This is a genomic window from Piscibacillus sp. B03 (assembly GCF_052246295.1).
Taxonomy (GTDB): Bacteria; Bacillota; Bacilli; order Bacillales; family Alkalibacillaceae; genus Piscibacillus.
This window is the reverse complement of record NZ_JBQQCO010000023.1, coordinates 23,126-40,627: the sequence shown is the minus strand read 5'-3', so window position 1 is coordinate 40,627 and position 17,502 is coordinate 23,126. Positions and strand designations below refer to the sequence as shown.

The following is a 17,502-nucleotide window of genomic DNA, read 5'->3' as shown; positions in this document are numbered from 1 at the left end:
TCAACTACCAATTTCAGCCTAATTTTGAATCAATTGGTGGCCACCAATTGATTCAAAAGCAATAAAACCATAAAAAATCAAAGAAAAACGGCGAAATTCTAAGAAATAATTAATTTATTGAGGGAGGTGATTTATAATGAAATTACTTAAGAAGTTAAAATCAAAAAAACAAAACTGTTGTTCATCGTTTATAATTATAAATGAACAACAAGATCTAAAAAACAGGAATGAGTGCTGTGAAAACACAAGCAAGTGTTGCTAAACTTATAAAGATCTTAAATTATTCTCGAGAATGTTTTTTACCTATCACACATACACAACTTCTTATTTTTTGATAACTAAAATCCCGCGCGACTTTTCTGCACGGGGTTTTAATTATTCGAGAGTTTTCTTTCTCCTGTATCTCTTAGGTAAACCTGAACCTTAATGTCACTCAATGATTCTTCATTTAAAGATAACTGACCATCATTTGTTATTTCCTTCCATAATTGAGGTTTCTCCCTGAATAATTGATAAGAAAAGTTATAAACATCAGCATTTATATTTAACCCTCTATCGTAAGTATGTCTTAATTCCTTTTTAATTTGATTCTCTACAGATTTTTTCACTTCTTTTTCTGTCACTTCATGAGACATTTCAATTAAGCTCCCCCCTACTTCAACTTTCATATTAAACGTAACTTGCTCTTCAAATGAATTAGGTATAACCTTTGATTCTCTTACTTTTAATACAACCAAGCCGCTTACTTGTCCCTCACTATCATAAATAACTAGGGGGGTCCTCTCCGTTTCTTCTTGATACCAACGAATCCCTTTAGCATCTTCTTCATTCAAAATACCAAAATAATTCTCATTACTAATAATTGCTACAGAAGATACATCAAGATTTGGCTTGCTCCCTGCTTTATCAAACCACTTTGATTCTGCAATATTTAATACCGGAATAGCGACTGTTCGCCCTGGCTCAGAACGCTCCAAATTAAACCGGTTATACTTAATGGGTTTTACTTTTGAGCTTTCTTCATAACTTTCTACAGGTTGTCCAAAAAGTGAAAAAATAACGTTCACTCCTAAAGCTGGTAAAGTATTTAACAGTTCATCAAGAGATTCATTAGATGCATAAATCCATGGTGTTGGACGAATTTCGTGAAATCGCGAAATCACATCTAAGCCACCTTCAATATCCCCTTCTAACACGCTTTCACTAAAAACGATACTAGATAAATGTCCCCAAAAAATTCTTCTTTGAGTTGCGGAATACAAATCATGTACTGCTTCAACTACTGTTGTTCCTTCTCCTACCCCTACTGTTACTTGTGTTTCTTCGCCACCTGCACCTTCATCAGTGGGTAGAGATTGAAAGTTGAATAATTGTGCATAAATGATGTAACGATCATCTCTATAATCTAAACCTATCGAATGAATATATAGCATTTCTTCAAGCTCATCTGAGTCCCAACAACCTGTTAAATAAAATATTGATACAAGAAAAAAGAGGATAAGTTTTATCTTTTTCATCTAATTTCCACCCTTGTCAGAGTCTTGAACGTTAAGCATTTTAAGCCTATCTTTTTTAAGCTTCTCAGGCAGATGAAATATAGAGGCCAAAAAATCCTTTAAGTTAAAAGGCGCTATAGGCGCTAGATAAGGTAAATTAAAAGATCTTAAATTCGCAATGTGAATTAAAACAAAAAAACTAGCTACAAAAAAACCAAATAACCCCATTATGGATGAGATGATTAATACAAAAATTCTTGTTAAGGTTACAATACCTGAAAGAGATTGGTTAGATATTGTAAATGTTGCGACAGTTGAAGTCGCTATAATCATAACATTTGCAGGGCTCGTTATACCGGCACTAATTGCAGCGTCTCCAATGATCAAACCACCTACTACACCAAGGATTTGCCCAACAGAAAAGGGTAACCTTAAACCGGCTTCTTTTAGCAAATCAAATAGTAATACAAGAATTAAAGCTTCTATTGGAGTAGGCAGAGGAATCCCTTGTCGAGCTTGTGCAGCTGTTGATAAAAAAACCAATGGTATTTGGTCAGGATGGAAGGCAGCAAGTGCTACCCAAAAACCAGGTAACAAAATCCCGATAATGAGCCCCCCTACACGAAATAACCGTTCAATTGAATTAAAAAACCAAGGATATTCATTATCTTCGCCTGTTTTCAATAAGAATGGGAGATTTACCGGACCTATTAAAGCAATAGGTGAACCATCTATTAAAATTAAAAAACGTCCATAAAGTAGTGAGTTGATTGCAAAGTCAGGTCTTCCTGAGTAATGCATCATTGGCAAAACGCGAAATGGACTTTCATCTATTAATTCCTCAAGTTGGTTATTATTAACAAGTGCGTCAACATTGATTTTTTTTATTAAGGAACGTATATGATCAATAGTCTCTGGTTGCGCTATGTCATGAAAGTAAAGTAGCCCTACTTGCGTCCGAGAACGTTTACCAACAATAAATTTTTCATATGATAATGATGTAGTTTTCATCCTTCTTCTAATCAATGCCACATTTATTTCAATGGACTCAACAAAGCCGTCACGAGGTCCTCGAATTGTAACTTCTGCACTTGTTTCTTCAGGTTGCCTATTAGGAGGCTTTCCCATCTCAAAAGCGTATAACTTGCTTTCATCATGTATAAATACTAATAATTCTCCTGAAAATACTTTTTCAATCGCTTCTTGTTCCTTATTAATTTCTTGATGAGGAACCTTATTAAACTCCTTTAAAATATTAGACTTATGAAGCTTTTCTTTAATATGGTGCTGAAAAGTAGGAATAAACTCGTCCATTAAAAACTCTTCATTACATAAACCTTTACAATAAAACATTGTCATATTGAGATTACGTTCAAACGTATATTTTAATTCTTTAACATCTTCACAATTGCGGAAGATTTCTTCTAGAGTGTTTGAGTCTAGGTGTGCTTTCATTTGAGTTTTTTCCCCTTTCCTTTCAACATAACTGCAATAAACAATATAAAAGATAGTAATGTAATGAAAATCAAATTATAAGGCAAATAAATATATTTAATAAATGACACAAACAGACGATCATTTATCGGTAATATTGTAATAATGACGATAAGTATACCGACCACTTGTAGAAACCTTCTTTTATTTTTCTTATTATTAATCTGTAAAATTTCAGATAAAACATACAGACTCAGAGATATTCTTATTAAAGCTCCCGACAACCACTGGTATATTGAAAAGAAATCTAAATGTTCTATAAAACGTCCAATTGATACGAGCTGCCATTGTATGTAAGCTGGAAAACGTTCTTTAATAACCGTATCAGCGCCAAATGCTGCAATTCCTCCCATAACAGGACCAAGCCCTAACATGATTAGAAACAAAGTAACTAAGACCATACCTTTATAATGGATACGGTCTTTTACTTTATGCTGTAAGAACAAAACCATAAAAACTTCAAGAATACATGCAGTGGTATAAATCATCCCTTTTAACACGGGTTGAACACCATCTACAAGAACTGGAAACAATAATGAATAATCTTTACTTTCCATATTAGTAGTAGCTACAAATATACCTAGTAAAATAACAACCGGAAGTAGAATTGTATTTACAATAACAATGGTTCGAATGCTAGTTGAAGCAAGGTAAACACAAACCCCAACAAACAAAACGATAATTGCAAATTTAGGTGTGTTGGGCAAATAAGTTATATTCGTCCATATAACTAGATCATTTGTCGTTACTGCTGCAGTTAAAAATATAAAAATCACAATAAAGAACAAAAGTGGATATACTAAAGCTTTAGGTAAATGATTTAGCATCCACTTCATTAAATGTTTTTGTTTTGTTCTATTAGCAATTAAAGGGATTAACAACAGCCAAGGTAATACTAAGAAAAATGTAAAAATTACGGATAACCATGAATCACGTCCAGCTTCTTCATATAGAGTTGGAATCATGATGACATGGTTAATGAGTCCCACAGTGGTGACTAGTAATAACAATACATAAACAAACCCAACCTTATCATTACGATCCATATAGCCACCCCTTAGTTATTAACTATTATTATGTTTGGAAAAAAATCGCAAATTTATTCTTTGATAAGCGAATTACTCCCGTGTATTTCCTAATTGAATAGCTAGGTTTATAAATTAATTTGTCTTTTATTAATTAATTTTTACATGAAAATGCGGTAACTTTTGAAAGCTACACACTTCCAAAGTTACCGCTCCTTATAATAACTAATACTTTTCTAGTAATAACACCATGACATATGCATTAGGTGTTATTTTTCAATTAACTCTAAATGGAAATCCCCTATAGCTCCCTCTTTATACAAATTTGTAAAAGAGGTCCAAAAAGTTTGAATCATAGCATCAAATTGTAAATTTTCACTTGGCAAACTAATTTTAAAATCATTTTTATAAAGTAAAGTCGTGATATCATGATATTGCTCATGAGTTACTTTAAAGTCGACTGATAGAAACGATTTATTTGCCCGAGTATCGACCTGATACTGTTCTACATCAATACTATAATTATCAATTAGTAGTTGTGCCAAAATACGCCTCCTAACTCAAAGTTCTGGATTCTATTAACATTTTAACTTAAACTTAATAATAGGTGTGAAACTAAAACACTAAGCTATTCGTATAACTATTTAGAAATAACTTTTTAGGGAGGTCAACATGGATTCACAAGAATTTTTCGAACAACTTAATAAGAAACAATCAGACAACATTAAAAAACTTACTAAGCGTCTAAAATTCATTTTCTTTATTATCTTACCTATTTTAATACTAGGTATTATAGGTTTTCAGATTTTAACCAATTATATTTGGATGGAAACTCTAGATTTCCAAAATGTCTATTTAACGATTATTACTAGTAAAGTTGCTCTTGGTGCCATTGGGTTTGCAATTTTTCTAGTCATTGGCATTTTGACACTGAGCTGGATACGTAAATCTTATCTGTCATATTTAAACCATAACATGATTCCAAATGCTTTGATGGATAAGAAAATTAGTCGAAACCTTATTTTAGTAACATCAGTTATTTTTGGTGTGTTAGGCACCATGCTTGTTCAAGGATTAGGGTGGGAACCTGCACTAAAAGTTCTAAATTATGAACCTTTCGGGACAACCGATCCGCATTTTAATTTAGACATATCATTTTACCTTTACATACTTCCATTCTTAGAATTTGTACTAAGTGTGTTATTCAGTTTAAGTATTATTGTATTACTCGTTGAAATCGGTGCTTATTCTGTTTTTGAAATGTATCGTAAAAGCCGTTTAGCACAGTTGCATCTTGGGTTTACATTAGGATTCATAGGACTTATTCTAGCTGCACAACATTTACTTGAGCCATACGGCACTTTATTAACCAATCAAGTCAATGTGTTTCAAGAAAGTGTAGTACATGGCCTAAGTTACACAGATGATGTCATTAATATTCCTAAAGCGTATATATTGGCTGCTGTAGCTCTTATAGCAACTGTCTGGATGATTATTTCGCTTGTTCGTGGAAAGCTAAAAAGCGTATTCATTCCTATTGCGACCTACGTTGCCATTGTCATTTTAGGGCAATTAGCATCTGTTGCTGTTCAACAATTCGTTGTATCGCCTAATGAATTCCATCAAGAGAGCCCGTACCTTGAAAAGAATCTCGAATATACACGGGCTGCTTATGCTTTAGATAATATTAATGAAATCGACCATCCAGCGGAGAATAGTCTTGATGAGGATTTGTTAGATCGAAACGAATTAACGATCAATAACGTGCGACTTAACGACTCAATACCATTATTAGATGTTTACAATCAAAAACAAACCATCCGTAACTATTACAGGTTCAATGATATAGATATTGATCGTTACATGATTGATGGTGAATATAGTCAAGTATTTATCGGTGCTAGAGAACTGGATACATCTAATTTACCTGACCAGGCTCGCACTTGGGTTAACGATAATTTACGTTATACTCACGGTTACGGTGTAACTATGAGCCACGTCAATGAAATAGATAGTCAAGGTCAACCCGAATATCTATTACAAGATTTACCAACACAAGGTGTGTTAGATGTCGAGAGACCTCAAATTTATTTTGGAGAACAAAATAATAAGAGTGTGATTGTTAATACAAAAGTAGATGAATTTGATTATCCTGAAGGTGAAACCAACGCTTCTACTCGTTATGAGGCAGACAGTGGTATTCCTCTACAAGGATTAAACAAATTATTATTCTCGATTAAAGAAGGTTCGTTCAGAATGTTCGTCTCGGACCAGTTAACAAATGAGAGCCAACTACTCGAAACAAGAGACATCGAAGAACGCGTCGAACGAATTGCGCCGTTCTTTGATTACGATACCGATCCTTATTTAGTAATTCGTGATGATGGAACAATGGTATGGATTATGGATGCATACTTAACAGCTGAAAACTATCCATATGCTGAACCTTATTCAGGTAACCGAAATTACATTCGAAACTCTGTAAAGGTCACCATTGACGCCTACACTGGTGAGGTTAATTTCTATGTAGCCGATGAAAACGATCCATTATATCAAACTTATCAGAACATGTTCCCGGACTTATTTACTCAAGAAGTACCAGAAGATATTCAGGCTCATTTCCGCTACCCAGAAAATTTATTCCAAGTACAAGCGGATAAATGGGGTACGTATCATATGTCAGATTTAGAAGTTTTCTACAATCGTGAAGATACTTGGCAGTTCCCAACTGAGAAGTACTATAATCAAGACATTGTTATGGAACCATACTACATTACCATGACACTGCCAGATGAAGACATGGAAGAGTTTATTCTATCCATTCCATTTACACCAAAAAACAGACAAAATATGATTGCATGGATGGGTGTTCGGAATGACGGAGAAAATTACGGTGAGTTGTTTGTCTATCGATTCCCTAAACAGAAAAATGTTTACGGTCCTCAACAGATTGAAAATCGAATAAATCAAGACAGTTATATCTCTCAACAGTTAAACCTGTGGTCACAAGGTGGATCTGAGGTTATACGAGGAAACTTACTAACGTATCCTATTGAAGATTCAGTCTTATATGTTGAACCAATTTACATTGAATCATCAAATGCTACGTCACTACCTGAAGTTAAACAAGTTATAGTTGCTTATGAAGATTATATTGTCATGGAACCAACATTCGATGAAGCATTGGATGAACTGATGGATATGGTTGAACGAGGAGCTCCTGGTAACGCTCCAGAGGTTAACCCAGATGGCGAAGTTGAAACAGATCCTGATGCTGAAACAGATCAAAGTGACGAGGGTACTGAAGGTCAACCAATGTTAGATGCAGAGCAAACATTACGTGATGTGTCTAGATTATTCGATCAGTACCAAAACGCTCTTTCCAATGGACAATGGGAGCGAGCTGGTGAAATCATGAGTCAAATCGAAGAACAACTTAACCAAAACCAATAAAAAGCAAAAAAGACCAATCGTGAAAAACTCACGATTGGTCTTTTTTTGATTACTGATGTTTAATTAAGAAATACTTCTTCTTCCCTCTTCTTATAACGGTAAATGCATCATCTAATTTATCTTTATCATCGACAATATATTGTAGATCTTGTTCACGATCACCATTAATGTAAATCGCGCCATTCTTAACATCTTCACGCGCCTGACGTTTAGACGAAGAAATCTTCGCCTCAACTAATAAATCAACAAGCCCTTTTTCATTCTCTTCAAGATTATGTGTTGGAACATCCTTGAAGCCTGCTTCTATTTCAGTCTTATTTAAAGCTTTAATATCACCTTTAAATAGCGCATTAGAAATTTTTATAGCTTGTTCTAAAGCTTCTTCACCATGAACAAGTGTTGTCATTTCTTCTGCCAAACGACGTTGTGCCACACGTTCTTCTGGTCGCTTTTGAACTTCCTTCTCAAGCTCATTAATTTCATCTAATGATAAGAAAGTGAAGTATTTCAAGAACTTAATCACATCACGATCGTCTGCATTTAACCAGAACTGGTAGAATTCATAAGGTGATGTTTTCTCGGGATCTAACCAAATGGCACCACCTGCTGTTTTACCAAATTTCGACCCGTCAGCCTTTGTAATAAGAGGGATTGTTAGACCAAATGCTTTTGCCTCTTCCCCCTCTTCACTTTTACGACGGATGAGTTCTAATCCGGCTGTGATATTACCCCATTGGTCACTTCCACCAATTTGAAGCGTACAATTTTGCTCCCGATTTAATTTATAGAAGTCTAATGATTGTAATAACATGTAAGAAAACTCAGTAAATGAAATCCCATTTTCTATTCTTGATTCAACTGAGTCTTTAGCTAACATGTAATTAACACTGAAGTGTTTCCCTACATCTCTTAATAGCTCAATAACAGACATGTTTTTTAACCAATCAAGGTTATTTACTGCAATAGCACCTTTTTGCTCATCATTAAAATCTAAGAACTTAGCTAACTGATTCTTAAGTTGATTGCTGTAATGCTCAACAACACTCGCTTCGTTTAATTGACGTTCTTCGTTACGACCACTTGGGTCTCCAATCATACCTGTTCCACCACCAACTAAAGCAATTGGCTGGTGCCCAGCTTCTTGGAAACGTTTAAGCATGATGACTGGTAATAAATGTCCAATGTGCAAACTATCCGCTGTTGGATCAAATCCACAATATAGCGACACCCTATTTTCACTTAAGTGATATTCAAGACCTTCTTCATCAGTAATTTGGTTAACTAAACCTCGATCTTTCAATTCCTCTAATAAACTCATATGATACACCTCCGTGTTATTTTCAAAACTTTCTATAAAATAAAAAAATCCCTCTTCCCAAATTAGGGACGAAGGATTCGCGTTACCACCCTAGTTGTAGCTATTGCTACCACTTCATTGAAATATCGGCCAACTAACCGCTCAAATATGAGTTGCTCCAAGTCGTAATTCGATTCATACCATGTGCTGATTTGCACCGACCATCAGCTCTCTGAGACATTGGGTATTAACCTACTTCAACTATTCATAGCATCTTGATTCATTCAATTGTATTATGAGATATTTTTACCATAACTTTATAAAAAATGCAATAAAAATTCTATCTAACTCTAATAGGATGCAACTTCAAATTATGCTATAATAGATTTGGAATTTTAGGAGGTTCGAATCATGAATAATAGATGGTTAACAGTTTTTCAAAAAGGTAAATTCGTGACGACAACTCGAGTTACCTTGGATGTCTTATGGAATATATTATTGTTTTTCATTGTACTAGGATTAATTTTAGCATTTTTCTTAGGCGGATTAGGTATCGGTTATTTCGCTTCACTTACAGAAGATCTTGAAGAAAGTGACCGAGATACATTAGAGAGACAAATTTACAATTATGAAGAAACATCACACATATATTTTGCCAACAATGTACATATGGGTGTTATGCGAAGCGATCTACACCGTGAAGAAGTTGAGTTAGAGAATATCTCTCAACATTTAAAAGATGCTATTAAAGCAACTGAAGATGAATATTTCGACACTCACAATGGCGTGGTACCGAAAGCAATTTTCCGTGCCCTTTTTCAAGAGTTCGGAAATTCCGATAGCCAGTCAGGTGGTAGTACGTTAACACAGCAATTGATTAAATCTCAAATTCTAACAAATGAAGTTTCATTTGAACGTAAAGCAAAAGAAATACTAATAGCTTTACGTCTAGAAAACTTCTTTGAAAAAGACGAAATCTTTGAGGCTTATCTAAATATTGTTCCGTTTGGACGCGACTCCTCAGGCCGAAATGTTGCAGGAATTCAGGCTGCTGCACAAGGATTATTTGATGTTGATGCCAGTGAATTAAATGTCGCTCAAGCTGCTTATCTAGCTGGTATGCCTCAAAGTCCATTTGCATACACACCTTTCGACAATGGTGGGAACGTCAAATCAGAAGATGGTCTAGAAGCCGGTTTAGAACGACAACGAATTGTATTAAGTCGTATGCATAGAGAAGGTTTAATTGATGAGCAAACGTATGAAGAAGCTCTTAATTATGATGTGATTGGCAATTTGACAGATAAAAAAGAATCTACTATTTCGGATTATCCATTCTTAACATTTGAAATTGAAAGAAGAGCAATCGATCATATGACAGAGGTATTAGCCGAAGAAGAAGGCTATTCAATGGATGAATTGGAAGAAAATGGTGAATTACTTGAACAGTTTGAAATACGAGCTGAAAGAGCTTTAAGGCAAAACGGTTACGAGATTCATACAACCATAGATAAAGACATTTATGACGTGTTCCAAGACGTTACAAAAGAATATTCTCATTTTGTACCTACTAAAACCGTTACTAGATATAATGAAGATGGCGATTCAATGGATGTAGAAATGCCTGTAGAAGCTGGGGCAATGTTAAGAGATAACAAAACTGGTGCCATAATTGCATTCGTAGGCGGTCGAGATTATGAACGTAGTAAAATTAACCATGCAACTTATCACAAGCGACCAAACGGTAGTACGATGAAAACCTTATATGGCTACGCACCTGCTATAGATATGGGAATAATAAGTCCAGGTTCGCCCCTAGCCGATGTGAAATTCGGACCAGCATTAGAAGCACAATATGGTGGTTGGGGTCCTACAAACTATATTTCTACTTCCTATAGTGGTTTAGTAAGTGCCAGAGAAGCTTTAAGAGACTCAGATAACGTACCTGCAGCAAGATTAGCTCATGATTTAACCAATAGAAAAGGTCGTCAAAATGATCTATCAAATTATTTAAGTAATATGGGATTCGATAGAGAACAATTTCCGCCAGGCAGAATGGTGACACCTCTAGTGCTAGGTTCTGATTATGTCACATTAGAGGATACCACAAACGGCTATTCTGTATTAGCCAATGGTGGTAAGTATAAAGAATCTTATATGATAGAGAAGATTACAGATCGTGAAGGGAATATAGTGTTTGAACATGAAAGTGAAGAAGTAGAAGTGTTCTCTCCACAAACAGCTTATCTAACGATTGACATCTTACGTGATGTCGTGACAAGTGGTACTGCAACATATGCTAGAAACCGCTTGAATAATCCTTCTGTTGATTGGGCAGGTAAAACTGGTACATCAAATGATAAGATGGACGCCTTGTTCATCAGTTCGAATCCTAATGTTACATTAGGTACATGGATAGGTTACGATGAATATGATGCAAACGGAGATGGAACAGTCTCTGATTCTGAACGAGAAAATTATATGAACCTCGATGTAGGCTGCTCTGGTTGTATTAGTTACAGTAGTCGTAACTTAGGTTTCTGGGCACAGTTAGTCAATGCCGCTACAGAAGTTAATCCGGAACTGATGGCTCCTCAAGAGCGTCATCAAAGTCCTGGAGGTATTGTTTCTAGAAGCTATTGTCAACTATCAGGTTTATTACCAAGTGATGAATGTCGTGAGTTAGGATTAGTAAAAACGGATTTATTCAACGTCAATCATGTACCAAGTAAAGCAGACGATAGTGTAACTGATGGTCAATATGTTCAAATTGGCGATGAGTATTACGAAGCCATTGATCAAACACCTGAAGAGTTTGTTGAAGAAGGATTCTTCCTAAAACCAGGTTTCATGGAAGAACAAGGTTGGGATGATATTGAGGATATTAGTGAATTAGTCCCTGACAATGAAGCCTTTGAAAATCTGGTTGTTCCAGAAGACGGACCTCCTGAAGATGACGGTGCTCCTTCTGCACCACGTGGAGTTCAAATGAACGGATCAACGTTAACGTGGAGTGAACAAGGTGGAGATGTCATCGGATACCGTGTTTACATGAAGGATGCCGAAGATGCAGAATTTGAATTAATTGATGACACTAAAGAACCTGGTGTTAAAGTTTCAAATAATCGAATCTATGCGGTTAAATCTGTCGACTTTTACGGCCATGAATCAGACTTTTCTTCATCAATAACATATGGAACCATTGAGGAACCAGAAGATGAAGAAGACGAGGAAAAAGATAAGGACGAAGATAAGGATAAGGATAAAGACAAAGATAATGACGATAAAGAAGATGAAGGCAATGGTAATGGTGGAGATAATGGCGGCGGAAGTAATGATGACGATAACGAAGGTGAAGATAATGGCGGCGAAGATAACAATGGTAATGAGGACGACAATGAAGATGACAGCAACAATGATGACTCTACCGCTTTCTTAGACTCAACTCACCACTATAGACACTTACTCTTTTAACTAGTAGACAAATAGAGCAAATTCGCTCTATTTGTCTTTTTTTATCCGATTAAAAACATGTTATACTTAAGAGGATGATGTATTAAAAAGGCTAATTAGGTGGTGACGAGTTGGAACATCCTAAACAATATCATAGTCAAGAAATTAAAAAGAATGGCCAAATCGTTATAGTCGAAGGCCCTGTTAGTTCTGAAGATTTAGAACAGTATTATTTTGATGAAGGATTAAAGGCATTCAGACCACCTAAGAAACAATACGACGCCATCAAATCAATTGCCGACTTTCCAGAGGGCCGTATTATTATAGCTCGTGATAAGGATAAAATTATCGGTTATGCTACTTTTTTACATCCAGATCCTCTAGAAAGATGGTCTACGATTAAAATGGATGACTTATTAGAGCTTGGTGCTATTGAAGTCTCCCATGACTACCGAGGCCTAGGAGTAGGCTCTACTATTCTAAAAGTTTCCATGATGGATGAACAAATGGAGAACTATATTGTTATTACAACTGAGTATTATTGGCATTGGGATATGAAATCAACAGGTTTAAATGTGTGGGAATATCGAAAGTTAATGGAAACGATGATGGGTTACGGCGGATTAAAACCAATGTCGACAGATGACCCTGAAATCATCTCTCATCCGGCCAATTGTTTACTGGTTCGCATTGGAAAGAATGTCCCCGATGAATCTATTAAAACGTTTGATTCTTTAAGATTTATGGGGCGAAATGACTTATTTATGTAAAAGAGGTGAAGCAGTTGTTAGTAGAAGAGATTATGAAAAAAGACGTCATCACCTTAGAACCACACCATACAATCAAACAAGCATTAGAGCTATTAAATGAGCATCATATAAGACACATTCCAATCGTTAATGAGTTTAACAGCGTTGTTGGTATTATTTCCGACCGAGACATCAGAGATGCTGCACCATCCACATTAGAGAAAAATCAAAACCAAGAAACTTTAAATCACCAAGTAAGTTCAATTATGACAAGTCCTGTTATTACAGTTCATCCTTTAGACTTCATAGAGGAAATTGCATCTATTTTCTACGAACATGAAATCGCTTGCGTTCCTGTCACTAAGGACAATAGAATAGTCGGAATTGTGACAGAGAAAGATTTATTATATACATTAATTCAATTAACAGGCATTCATGAACAAAGTTCTCAGATTGAGATTAAAGTGCCGAATAAAGCAGGAATGTTACCTGAAATCACCCATATTATTGGGGAGAGAAAAATTAATATATCTTCTGTTTTTATTTATCCTTATGAAGCAGATCGATCACAAAAAATTATTGTGTTAAGAATTCAAACGATGAACCCTATGCCATTAATCGATGAATTAAAAAATCGAGGTTACGAAGTTCTGTGGCCAAATATTCCGGGGTTGTCACCATGAGTTGCAACTCAGTCTTCATCTACTCAGACGACTTCAACTCATATAAATTACGTGATGATCACCCATTTGACCAACAAAGAGTCACGTTAACATATGAACTATTAAAAGCTGCAGGCACGTTACACGATGACCAAATACGGGCACCAAGAATGGCAACAGACGAAGAGATTGAAAGTGTTCATCACCCTCGATATGTCGATGCAGTAAAACGTGCAGGAAAAAATAAGTTAACTGAAAGTGAAGGGTTAGAATATGGCATAGGTACAGAAGATACACCCATTTTCCCTAACATGCATGAAGCTGCATCATTATTGGTCGGTGGAACGTTAACAGCTGTTGATGCTGTTTTAAATAATGAATACCAACACGCTGTAAATCTTGGTGGTGGCTTACACCACGGTTTTGTAAGAAAAGCATCTGGCTTCTGCATTTATAATGATGCAGCTATTGCGATTAAATACATTCGTGAACATACAGATTATAAAGTCCTTTACGTCGATACGGATGCACATCATGGCGATGGTGTTCAGTGGATTTTTTATGATGATCCTAACGTCTGTACCCTCTCGATTCATGAGACAGGCCGTTACTTATTCCCAGGTACAGGTAACACTAATGAGAGAGGACGAATGGAAGGATACGGTTATTCTTTTAATATACCTTTAGATGCTTTTACAGAAGATGAATCATTCTTAGAGGTATATGAGCGTTCTATGAAAGAGGTATCAGAGTATTTCAAACCAGATATCATCGTAACTCAAAACGGTGCTGATGCGCATGCATACGATCCATTAACTCACCTTTGTAGCACGATGGAGACATATGAAGTCATTCCAAAGTTAGCTCATGAAATCGCCCATACGTATTGTGAAGGAAGATGGATCGCATTAGGTGGAGGCGGCTATGACATGTGGCGAGTCGTGCCACGCACATGGGGACAAGTTTGGAACATCGCAGCCACATCAAAAACAATGGCAGGAGAATTACCTAAAGAATGGCTTGAGAAATGGCAAGACAAAAGCCCGGTTACCTTGCCGACTCATTGGCAAGATGAGAAGAACATATATCGTGACATTCCACGTAAACCTGAAATTACCGAGAAAAACAAATTATCATTAGAAAAGTGCCTGCAAATCATTACGAACCAACAGAAATATATGTAAAAGAAAGAGACTTTGACAAAAGAAAAATATTTGAATTAAAAAACGAATCATTTGGTTTATTAGCGTAGTCAAAATGCGCAGACTCCTGCAGGAACAGCACGAGCTGAGGGGCCACAGGATGGGGGTCAGTTCGGCGTTGCAACACGGATGTTGCGAACTTAGCCGAACATCCTTAATACCCGAACGAGAGTGAGTTTGGTGAAGTTGAAGCCGTGCCTGCGGAAAGCGAAGCATTTTGACGTAGCTAAATAAAAGACGAATGTTAGAAGTAACTCGACTCCTAATATTCGTCTTTTTCAAGATTAAAATATATTTTGTCTCATCCACTTTTCATGTTTGCTCGATTATTGATCGCACAATATGACTAGAATCCCATTCACCAAATGATAATTTTGTAATGGGATATTTTCTCGGAAATAAAATCCGATTAATTTCTTCAATGGACTTACCTTCTTGGTTTAACTTTAATATTTGATGTTTCAAATCTAGTAAGAACTCTAACTTTCTGTTTAAAAACATACGCCCTTCACGAATATAGCCAGCGTGGCAACAAAACACCTCATCAAATTCATAGTTTAATACCCTCTTAATCGAGTCAATTAATTGAGGAATATTCTCTTCTCTTAACACCACTTTCGTCTTTTCGTTAATGAACAGATCACCTGTAAACAATTGTCCTGTCTCATTATTTAAAAAAGAAACGTGATCAATCGCATGCCCTGGTGTCTTAATCACGTCCCATGTTGCTCGATTTGATTCAAACGAGTTTCCAATTGGGATTGCACAAAAAGGTTTTCGACGCCCCCAGAAGAATTGACGATACAATGGATAATCAGCCTTCTTCTTGCAATAATCCAATTTAATATCACTCATATAGATTGGGATGTCTAGTTCTTTTTGTAAAAAAGCAGCACACCCAGTATGGTCTTCATGGTAATGAGTCAACACAACTTGATCGATATCTAATTGTCTATAATACGGTTTTAAATATGATTCTAATGAACTCGAACCCGTATCAATCAACACGCCATCTATGTAAAAACAATGTACATTGAGGTTAATGCCCTGGAATGACAGTTTACCATTCGCCATATGAACACCATTGACAACATCTAGTTCAAATCGCTTCTTTAAAAACATGTCCCTCTCCCCTTCTACATCTCAATTCGACAAAAAACGCGCTAATCCTTTTAGAAAGATTAGCGCTTGTTATTATTCTAACTCCGATTCATTGATAAGCTGAACAAATTCATAATCTATACCACCATTCGAAAAACCACTGCCATTACTATGTTCCGGAAATACCTCTTCTCCCGCCTCGTCATAAGCAGTCCAAGCAAAGTACATTCTCATTATCGAAGTGTTTAAAGGAAAATCAGATACAGCTTCAACAGAATGTGTTTGAGAAATGACATTAATCCAAGCTTTAGGTAGTTTTATTGCACCATAAGAGGTATCATCAAAAACCTCTTCTTTAGACAACTGGAATTGTGGCATATACTGATGCTTTCCCATTGAAACTTGGTAGTTACGATCACGAATCAAATAAAAATTAGCCTTGCTGATCTTATTATCAGGATGTAAATTCCAAACAAAATAATAGCTAGATGGATCATCTTGATCTAACTTCCAAACAATCGAATCAGCTAAAGTATCAATATAAGAAGGTTTCCATGTGCGTTTTTCCCATTTCCAATAACTTGCTCCGTATTGATTACTGCTAGAGATGAAGGGGATATAATAGTGCCCTTCGTCTAATTTGATTTTATCTTGAATTGTCTCAGCATTTGCTTCTGGGAAAATGTCATTGATTTGTTCTGCTAATTCATCTTCTTCCGGAAGAACTGACGGATTTGAGAAATAATACCAAAAACCAACACCTAAAGTGATAATAACCGACAAACCGATCAACCAAATCCATTTTTTATTCATCGACTCCCTCCTCTATAAGCGAGTCATCTGAACGAAAATAATGTTGTTCACCTTGTTGAGTTGTAACGAGTAATCCTTTACCGTCACTTTCAATATAGATAATGCCATCAACACCACTTCCCCACTTTGACGACGTTCCATTTAATACATACGAAAAGAGCTCATCTTGCTCTTCCCCTTCAAAACTACTGATCGAATTGTACCATTCTATACTATTAAAGGACTTACGCTTCATTCCATCCAAAGCTCCTTCAAATACTTGTGTATCCAAACCGACCTCTTCACCCGACGGATGAGTTAGAATAATAGAAGCGTCTTCCACATCTGAAATATATGTATTTAATTGGCCTTTAGGATAAACTAGATTTTGAATTGGTACAGCTATAATATTTGCGATTAGAAATACAAATAGCGCCATAAAGCATACCCATGCATAAGGTCGATACACGTTCCAACGATCGTTTTCGATTAGAAAATGCTAAGTACAAACCCATAACCCCTAAAGGAAGTAGTGGAAACTGAAAAAACGTATCTAAAAACATAAAATCTATTGAAAACGAAATCATCCCTACTAGCAATGCAATGATTGCCTTCCACACTTTAGGCCTATCACTCTGTTTTTGAAATAGCTTTATAAAAACTACTAAAATAACAACCCATACCAATAAAATTAAAATAACATTTACGATGCTCATACTCCCCATCAAAGCCCACCTTTTATACTTTTTTCTCACTAAATGACATCCCGTTGGCAGAA

13 protein-coding genes and 1 other annotated feature are annotated in these 17,502 nt (G+C 35.9%); of the genes, 5 read left to right on the top strand and 8 right to left on the bottom strand.

Annotation, left to right across the window (positions count from 1 at the left end):
- Window positions 1-371: 371 nt before the first annotated feature.
- The 4 genes from ACTWQB_RS14060 to ACTWQB_RS14045 form a co-directional block, all read right to left on the bottom strand.
- Window positions 372-1,517, bottom strand: coding sequence for a Ger(x)C family spore germination protein (locus ACTWQB_RS14060; protein ID WP_443139831.1), 1,146 nt, complete (start codon window positions 1,515-1,517; stop codon window positions 372-374).
- On the bottom strand, window positions 1,518-2,951 hold the full coding sequence (locus tag ACTWQB_RS14055) for a spore germination protein (RefSeq protein WP_443139830.1): 1,434 nt from the start codon (window positions 2,949-2,951) through the stop codon (window positions 1,518-1,520).
- The gene (locus tag ACTWQB_RS14050) at window positions 2,948-4,036 is read right to left on the bottom strand and encodes a GerAB/ArcD/ProY family transporter (protein WP_443139829.1); all 1,089 of its coding nucleotides are present in this window, start codon (window positions 4,034-4,036) and stop codon (window positions 2,948-2,950) included. The genes ACTWQB_RS14055 and ACTWQB_RS14050 overlap by 4 nt, the downstream gene beginning before the upstream one ends.
- Window positions 4,037-4,284: 248 nt before the next feature.
- Window positions 4,285-4,560, bottom strand: coding sequence for a DUF3219 family protein (locus ACTWQB_RS14045; RefSeq protein ID WP_443139828.1), 276 nt, complete (start codon window positions 4,558-4,560; stop codon window positions 4,285-4,287).
- 127 nt (window positions 4,561-4,687) lie between these two features.
- Between ACTWQB_RS14045 and ACTWQB_RS14040 the strand changes: the two genes are divergently transcribed.
- Window positions 4,688-7,468, top strand: coding sequence for a UPF0182 family membrane protein (locus ACTWQB_RS14040; protein WP_443139827.1), 2,781 nt, complete (start codon window positions 4,688-4,690; stop codon window positions 7,466-7,468).
- A 49-nt stretch (window positions 7,469-7,517) separates the two neighbouring features.
- On the opposite strand, the gene tyrS is transcribed toward ACTWQB_RS14040, so the two are convergent.
- A complete protein-coding gene (tyrS, locus tag ACTWQB_RS14035; protein WP_443139826.1) occupies window positions 7,518-8,786 on the bottom strand; it encodes a tyrosine--tRNA ligase in 1,269 nt (422 codons plus the stop codon).
- A 61-nt stretch (window positions 8,787-8,847) separates the two neighbouring features.
- Window positions 8,848-9,043: a binding site (T-box leader), on the bottom strand.
- Between the two features lie 133 nt (window positions 9,044-9,176).
- Between tyrS and ACTWQB_RS14030 the strand changes: the two genes are divergently transcribed.
- The 4 genes from ACTWQB_RS14030 to ACTWQB_RS14015 all read left to right on the top strand — a co-directional run bounded on the left by ACTWQB_RS14030 (window position 9,177) and on the right by ACTWQB_RS14015 (window position 14,813).
- Entirely contained in the window at window positions 9,177-12,239 is a 3,063-nt protein-coding gene (locus ACTWQB_RS14030) for a transglycosylase domain-containing protein (RefSeq protein ID WP_443139825.1), read from the top strand.
- Window positions 12,240-12,349: 110 nt separating this feature from the next.
- Window positions 12,350-12,988 carry a GNAT family N-acetyltransferase gene (locus ACTWQB_RS14025; protein WP_443139824.1) on the top strand — a complete coding sequence of 213 codons (639 nt, stop codon included), beginning with the start codon at window positions 12,350-12,352 and terminating at the stop codon, window positions 12,986-12,988.
- 14 nt (window positions 12,989-13,002) lie between these two features.
- The gene (locus ACTWQB_RS14020; RefSeq protein ID WP_443139832.1) at window positions 13,003-13,650 is read left to right on the top strand and encodes an acetoin utilization AcuB family protein; all 648 of its coding nucleotides are present in this window, start codon (window positions 13,003-13,005) and stop codon (window positions 13,648-13,650) included.
- On the top strand, window positions 13,647-14,813 hold the full coding sequence (locus ACTWQB_RS14015; RefSeq protein WP_443139823.1) for an acetoin utilization protein AcuC: 1,167 nt from the start codon (window positions 13,647-13,649) through the stop codon (window positions 14,811-14,813). The genes ACTWQB_RS14020 and ACTWQB_RS14015 overlap by 4 nt, the downstream gene beginning before the upstream one ends.
- 330 nt (window positions 14,814-15,143) lie before the next feature.
- Here ACTWQB_RS14015 and ACTWQB_RS14010 read toward each other — a convergent pair whose 3' ends face one another.
- The 3 genes from ACTWQB_RS14010 to ACTWQB_RS14000 form a co-directional block, all read right to left on the bottom strand.
- The gene (locus ACTWQB_RS14010) at window positions 15,144-15,953 is read right to left on the bottom strand and encodes an MBL fold metallo-hydrolase (RefSeq protein WP_443139822.1); all 810 of its coding nucleotides are present in this window, start codon (window positions 15,951-15,953) and stop codon (window positions 15,144-15,146) included.
- A gap of 72 nt (window positions 15,954-16,025) precedes the next feature.
- Window positions 16,026-16,745 (bottom strand): hypothetical protein, encoded by a 720-nt coding sequence (locus ACTWQB_RS14005; RefSeq protein ID WP_443139821.1) that lies wholly within the window; start codon window positions 16,743-16,745, stop codon window positions 16,026-16,028.
- The gene (locus tag ACTWQB_RS14000) at window positions 16,738-17,163 is read right to left on the bottom strand and encodes a hypothetical protein (protein ID WP_443139820.1); all 426 of its coding nucleotides are present in this window, start codon (window positions 17,161-17,163) and stop codon (window positions 16,738-16,740) included. The genes ACTWQB_RS14005 and ACTWQB_RS14000 overlap by 8 nt, the downstream gene beginning before the upstream one ends.
- Window positions 17,164-17,502: the final 339 nt, after the last annotated feature.

Bases quoted from the DNA above. Each gene is read 5' to 3' on its own strand.
- ACTWQB_RS14060 (WP_443139831.1), bottom strand. From the start codon at position 1,517: ATGAAAAAGATAAAACTTATCCTCTTTTTTCTTGTATCAATATTTTAT.
- ACTWQB_RS14055 (WP_443139830.1), bottom strand. From the start codon at position 2,951: ATGAAAGCACACCTAGACTCAAACACTCTAGAAGAAATCTTCCGCAAT.
- ACTWQB_RS14050 (WP_443139829.1), bottom strand. From the start codon at position 4,036: ATGGATCGTAATGATAAGGTTGGGTTTGTTTATGTATTGTTATTACTA.
- ACTWQB_RS14040 (WP_443139827.1), top strand. From the start codon at position 4,688: ATGGATTCACAAGAATTTTTCGAACAACTTAATAAGAAACAATCAGAC.
- tyrS (WP_443139826.1), bottom strand. From the start codon at position 8,786: ATGAGTTTATTAGAGGAATTGAAAGATCGAGGTTTAGTTAACCAAATT.
- ACTWQB_RS14030 (WP_443139825.1), top strand. From the start codon at position 9,177: ATGAATAATAGATGGTTAACAGTTTTTCAAAAAGGTAAATTCGTGACG.
- ACTWQB_RS14015 (WP_443139823.1), top strand. From the start codon at position 13,647: ATGAGTTGCAACTCAGTCTTCATCTACTCAGACGACTTCAACTCATAT.
- ACTWQB_RS14010 (WP_443139822.1), bottom strand. From the start codon at position 15,953: ATGTTTTTAAAGAAGCGATTTGAACTAGATGTTGTCAATGGTGTTCAT.
- ACTWQB_RS14005 (WP_443139821.1), bottom strand. From the start codon at position 16,745: ATGAATAAAAAATGGATTTGGTTGATCGGTTTGTCGGTTATTATCACT.
- ACTWQB_RS14000 (WP_443139820.1), bottom strand. From the start codon at position 17,163: ATGGCGCTATTTGTATTTCTAATCGCAAATATTATAGCTGTACCAATT.